The sequence below is a fragment of the Noviherbaspirillum sp. genome (assembly GCF_036846085.1).
GTDB lineage: Bacteria > Pseudomonadota > Gammaproteobacteria > Burkholderiales > Burkholderiaceae_D > Noviherbaspirillum.
The window spans coordinates 1-5219 of the sequence record NZ_DAIUCO010000327.1; the positions used below are offsets into that span (position 1 = coordinate 1).

The following is a 5219-nucleotide window of genomic DNA, read 5'->3' on the forward strand; positions in this document are numbered from 1 at the left end:
GCCCGCCGGGGCCAGTCCCGGCTAGTCTCTTCGAAGAACTGTAGGCGTTGCAGTACCGGAGACACTCCGTCACTCTGGATTCCCGCCTTCGCGGGAATGACAAGGAGGATGCATCACCGCCGCGCACTCCGTCGCCCTGGCCTCCCCCTTGCAAGGCGCGTACTGGTTTGGAGTCAGTAGTTTCGCTGGCGGACAGCAGCTGTCCAAATCCCCTGCAAAACCCGACGCGGGAATGACAGGAGTGAGTATCACCGAAAACACTCCGTCGCCCTGGATTCCCCCTGCAGGGCGAGCACTGGCTTGCTGCAATCGGATCAGCCGCACAACTAGGCTCCTTCCTCATGCCGCCCGCGAATCCATCCTCTTCCCACCCGTCTCCATCGGAATAAACACCGTCAACACCGTCCCCTGTCCCGGAGCGCTGTCGATACGGAACTCCCCATGCAACGCGTGGACCCGTTCCTCCACGCCGATCAGCCCGAATGAATTGCCGCATTTTCGCCGTTCCGGATAAATGCCGACGCCGTTGTCGGTGATTTTCATCACGAGCCGGCTGCCGTCGCGGTACAGCTCGATCAGCACCCGGTTTGCGTTCGCATGGCGGATCACATTCGTCAGCGACTCCTGCAGGATGCGGAACAGCGTCGTGGCGCGTTCGTCGTCGAGCGCATATTCGGTGTCGCTCAGCACCAGCTCACAGGCAATGCCGCTGCGACGCCGGAACTCGTTGACCTGCCATTCGATCGCGGCGGTCAGGCCGAGGTCGAGCACCGACGGGCGCAGGTTGTTGATGATGGTGCGGATGGTCTTCACCGTTGCGTCGAGCTGGTTCAGCGCGTCGCGTACACGCTCGTTCAGCTTTGGATGCGACTTCGCTGTCCGCGCTTCGAGCATCGATACATCGATGCGCAGCGCCAGCAAGGTCTGTCCCAGTTCATCATGGATCTCGCGTGCGATGCGCTTGCGTTCGTCTTCCTTGACCCTGTCCTGATGGGCGGTGAGGTCGCGCAGCAATTCTTGCGACCGTTTCAGTGCCTCGACCGTCTGTTTGCGTTCGCTGATGTCCATCAGCGTGCCGCGCAGAATGCTGCGGTCCTGGTGGCCGGGCCGCGCGATCGCATGGACCCAGCGCACCGAGCGATCGGGCCGTACGATCCGATGCTCGATGTTCAGTTCCTTGCCGGTCGTGATGGACTTTCGCAATCCGTCCCGTACCATGCCCCGGTCCTCCGGATGAATGCGGTTGAGGAAGTCGTCGTAAGCCGGTCGCCGCACGAAGCTGTCGAGGCCGAACAGGCGATAGGTCTCCGCCGACCAGGTCATCTTTCCGGAGTCCGGTTCCAGCAGCCAGCTGCCGAGCTGCGCCATGTGCTGCGCTTCCGCGAGACTGGCCTCACTGTCGCGCAGATCCTTCGTCATCTCGCCGGCGAGCTCCACCGCGTGCCGTCTCGCCGAGATCAGCGAGTAGTAAATGCTGTACAGCAGGACCGAGCCGAGTACCCCGGTCGCCAGGACGCCCCATGGCAGATAACGCTCGAAACCGCCGACCATGGCTGCCTTGTCGGCGGAGAACTCCGCTTCCCAAAGACGCGGACCGACCGTCATCCTGACCCGTTTGACGAACACATCGCGCATATCGCCGTCACGAACGCGCTTGCCGCCGGCGGCGTCGCTTTCATACAGCAGGCGTGCCGGATCGGTAATCCCGGCGGCCAATACCGGCGCGGGATGGCTTGCACCGCCGGCGTCGTACAGGCGCAGTTGGATACTGCGCAGCGTATTGGCGTCCACCGCGCCGCGCAGCAATTGATTGACATCGTAGCTCGCGCCTACAGACCCGTAGAAGGCGGCGCGCCGTTGTTCCACCGTGCCGATGGGCATGCCGCGACGGTACAACGGAATGCGCATCGCCAGTCCGGCGTGCTGGTCGGGGCCGTTGATGTTGACGGTCCGGCCGGAGGAGATCAGCTGGTCATTGTCGCGGGCGAATGCAAGTGCTTCCGCGGTATCGGGCGCCGACGTCAGATCGAATCCCAGCAGGCGGGCGTTGCCCTGCATCGGCTCCAGGTAGGTCAGCACATGGTAGTGCGGGCGGCTACCGTTGGGCTTGGTCTCGAAGCGTGGATAGCCCTGCGGATCGACCGAGGTATCCGACCGGACGGCACGCTCGAAAGAGTCCTTCTGCGGCGCCGGTACATGCAGGGCGAAGTTCAGGTTGCGTATGCCGGGAAAGCCTTCCTGCAGATGCAGTTGCGTCGCATAGGCATGAAACTGTTCGCGTGAAATCGCGTCCTGCGTGTAGAACAGGGCGGCCGCGCCGCGCAGCACATCGATGTAGGACTGCACCCGCGTCTGGATCGCGACTTGCGCATTGTTGGCCTTGTATTCGAATTGCGCACGGCCCTTGTCTTCGACGATCTGGGTGACCAGCAGGTACAGCACCAGGGAAACCGCCACCCCGGACCACCAGGCGGCGGAAGTAAGGCAGGAATGGATAAAACGTCTCGAAAATCGCATCCGTTTGCACTGTACGTTGATCGGGAAACTCAGTATGGCGAGCGATCAGTGTAGCGCCAATTCTTTGCGGTGTTGACACGTTCCCGCAACGTTTTTCCGCTATGAAAATGATTTGAGGCAATGGATTGGAAGAAGCTTGATTTTCGTCAAATGAAACAACGTTCGTACATGTTGGCAGCATGGTCTGTTGCAATCAGATTACCGTAGTTACTCAAACGATCTTCGTCATCTTCCTGACATATGGATACGTGACTAAAACTTAGTACGGACACCCGATGGATATGTGGACGACGGCCATCGGCTGCTACACTTTTCTTTATTGGAAATGCCGGACACAACAAATGTACAGACAATGAAAGCCACCTTAGCCAACCTCCTGCAGCACATCCCCGGCCCCAGGTCCGATAAGTGGCCAGACGGCGAACGCTTTGCCAAAGCACTGTCGCACGGCACCATGTCCGTGGAGGTATATGCGCCGTTCGGTCACGATCCCCAGACGCCGCATGAACAGGACGAGTTGTACTTTGTCATGAAAGGCACGTCGGAATTCATGCTGGAAGATACCCGCATGCATCTTGCCGCCGGCGACGCGGTGTTCGTGCCGGCTGGCGCGGCGCATCGATTTGAACGATTCAGCGACGACTTCGTAACCTGGGTGGTTTTTTGGGGACCGAAAGGCGGGGAAACCTAAAGAAGTAATGTTTCCGGCAACAGAACATGGCGTCACGGCGTGACCCTGAGCAGTCCGCTATACCCCTTGTCCGGCCCGGGCGGCGTTCAAGCCCTTCCGCACGGCAGCAACTGTCTCCTCCAGCAACCGGCAGAAGGCCATCACCTGCGGCAGGTCGTCCCGGCCCGCCTTCAGCGCATCGTCGAGCAATGCCGCGGCAGCGGCAACCTCGGTGGCGCCGATGCCCGAGGCCATGCCACGCATGTCGTGCACCGCATGGATCACCGCTTCACGTTCGCTGCGCGCATAGGCGTCCCGCAGGGCAACGGCGGTCCTGGAAAAGTCCGACGGCAGCATTTCCAGCAAGCGGTGATACAGATCGACGTCGCCGTCCAGCCGTCCGAGGACGTCATCGGTGTCAAAACCGGGAATGGCGACGGCGGCCGTGCCGGACGGCGCGGGCGGCTCCTGCTCCGCCGGCGACGGTAGCACGCCGGCGCGCGACAACCAGCGTCCGAGCACTTCGTAGAAAAGATCGGGGTCGATCGGTTTCGGGATGTGGTCCTGCATGCCGCTCTGGCGGCAGTGTTCCCGTTCTTCCTCGGTCGCATGGGCGGTCATCGCCACGATCGGCAGGCGCGCGTAGCGTGCGTCCATGCGTATGCGCCGCGTGGCTGCATGGCCGCCGAGCTCGGGCATCTGGATGTCCATCAATACCAGGTCATAGGCATGCGGCCCGGCGGCGAACAGCCGGTCGAGGGCATGGCGGCCGTTGTCCGCGATATCGATGTCCACGCCGGTTGCGGCGAGCATTTCATGGGCGATCTGCTGATTGATCAGATTGTCTTCCACCAGCAGGACCTTGCCGTGAAAGCGCGGCACGACACGCCGTTTGCGTTCGGACGGCGGCATCGGCGAAGGCTGCCCGAGAAGGTCGATGAGTGCATCCTGCAGCAGCGAAGGGTCGATCGGCTTGAACAGCACCGTGGCGACCGGCGCATTCTCCGCCTGTCGGACCACGTCTTCACCACCATACGCGGTGACGAGCAGCGTGCGTGGCGTATGCGCCAGGCCGGCGTCGACGATGGCGGTGGCAAGTTCCACGCCGTTCATGCCGGGCATGCTGAGATCGGCCAGCACCACATCGAACGGCGCGGTCTGGTCGGCGCTGCGGATTGCCGCCAGGGCTTCCTCGCCGCTGGCTTCCGCCGACACCGTCAATTGAAAACTCTCCAGCAGTTGCGACAGCAGTTGCCGCGCCGCGCGATTGTCGTCCACCACCAGTACCCGCCGCCCCCGCACGCCTTCGGGCAATACCCACGGCGAAGTCTGCGGCGGCAGGTCGAGTTCGAAACAGGCGTTGAATGCGAATACCGAGCCGGCACCCGGCCGGCTGCGTACCGTGATCGCACCGCCCATCATCTCGACGAGCCGCTGGCTGATCGCCAGTCCCAGGCCGGTTCCGCCGTATTTGCGCGTGATGGACGCGTCCGCCTGCGCGAAGGCGTGGAACAGCCGCGCCTGCTCCTCCGGCGAGATGCCGATGCCGGTGTCTTCCACTTCGAAGCGCAGCATCACTGACGCCGCGCCGATGCGGTCCGCGCCGCAGCGGAGCAGGACCTGGCCCTTCGGTGTGAACTTGATGGCATTGCCGAGCAGGTTGATGAGGACCTGGCCGAGCCGGGTGGGATCGCCGATGAGCTGCACCGGGACGTCGTAGTCGATGTCGAACAGGTAGCGCAATCCCTTTTCCTGCGCACGCTGGCTGATTACCGCGCTGACATTGGCCAGCACCTCGTGCAGCGAGAATTTGGTGCGTTCGATCTGCAGCTTGTTTGCTTCAATTTTCGAAAAGTCGAGAATGTCATTGATGACGCCAAGGAGCGACACCGCCGAGCGCTGGATCTTTTCCAGGTAATCCCTCTGGCGCGGGCTGAGATCGGTACGCAAAGCAAGGTATGCCATGCCGATGATGGCGTTCATCGGCGTGCGGATTTCATGGCTGACGTTGGCCAGGAAGGCCGACTTCATG

At 62.0% G+C, this 5219-nt stretch carries 3 protein-coding genes; 1 reads left to right on the plus strand and 2 read right to left on the minus strand.

Features of this window, described 5'->3' with window-relative positions; translation table 11 throughout:
- Positions 1-339 precede the first annotated feature (339 nt).
- The gene (locus V7080_RS23850; RefSeq protein ID WP_334190872.1) at positions 340-2517 is read right to left on the minus strand and encodes a CHASE domain-containing protein; all 2178 of its coding nucleotides are present in this window, start codon (positions 2515-2517) and stop codon (positions 340-342) included.
- Positions 2518-2869: 352 nt separating this feature from the next.
- On the opposite strand from V7080_RS23850, the gene V7080_RS23855 reads away from it, so the two are divergent.
- Entirely contained in the window at positions 2870-3208 is a 339-nt protein-coding gene (locus V7080_RS23855; protein WP_334190873.1) for a cupin domain-containing protein, read from the plus strand.
- Between the two features lie 57 nt (positions 3209-3265).
- On the opposite strand, the gene V7080_RS23860 is transcribed toward V7080_RS23855, so the two are convergent.
- Positions 3266-5219: response regulator (locus tag V7080_RS23860; RefSeq protein ID WP_334190874.1), on the minus strand; the 1954-nt coding region annotated here is incomplete at its 5' end.

Coding starts and splice junctions, on each gene's coding strand:
- V7080_RS23850 (WP_334190872.1), bottom strand. CDS start 2,517: ATGCGATTTTCGAGACGTTTTATCCATTCCTGCCTTACTTCCGCCGCC.
- V7080_RS23855 (WP_334190873.1), top strand. CDS start 2,870: ATGAAAGCCACCTTAGCCAACCTCCTGCAGCACATCCCCGGCCCCAGG.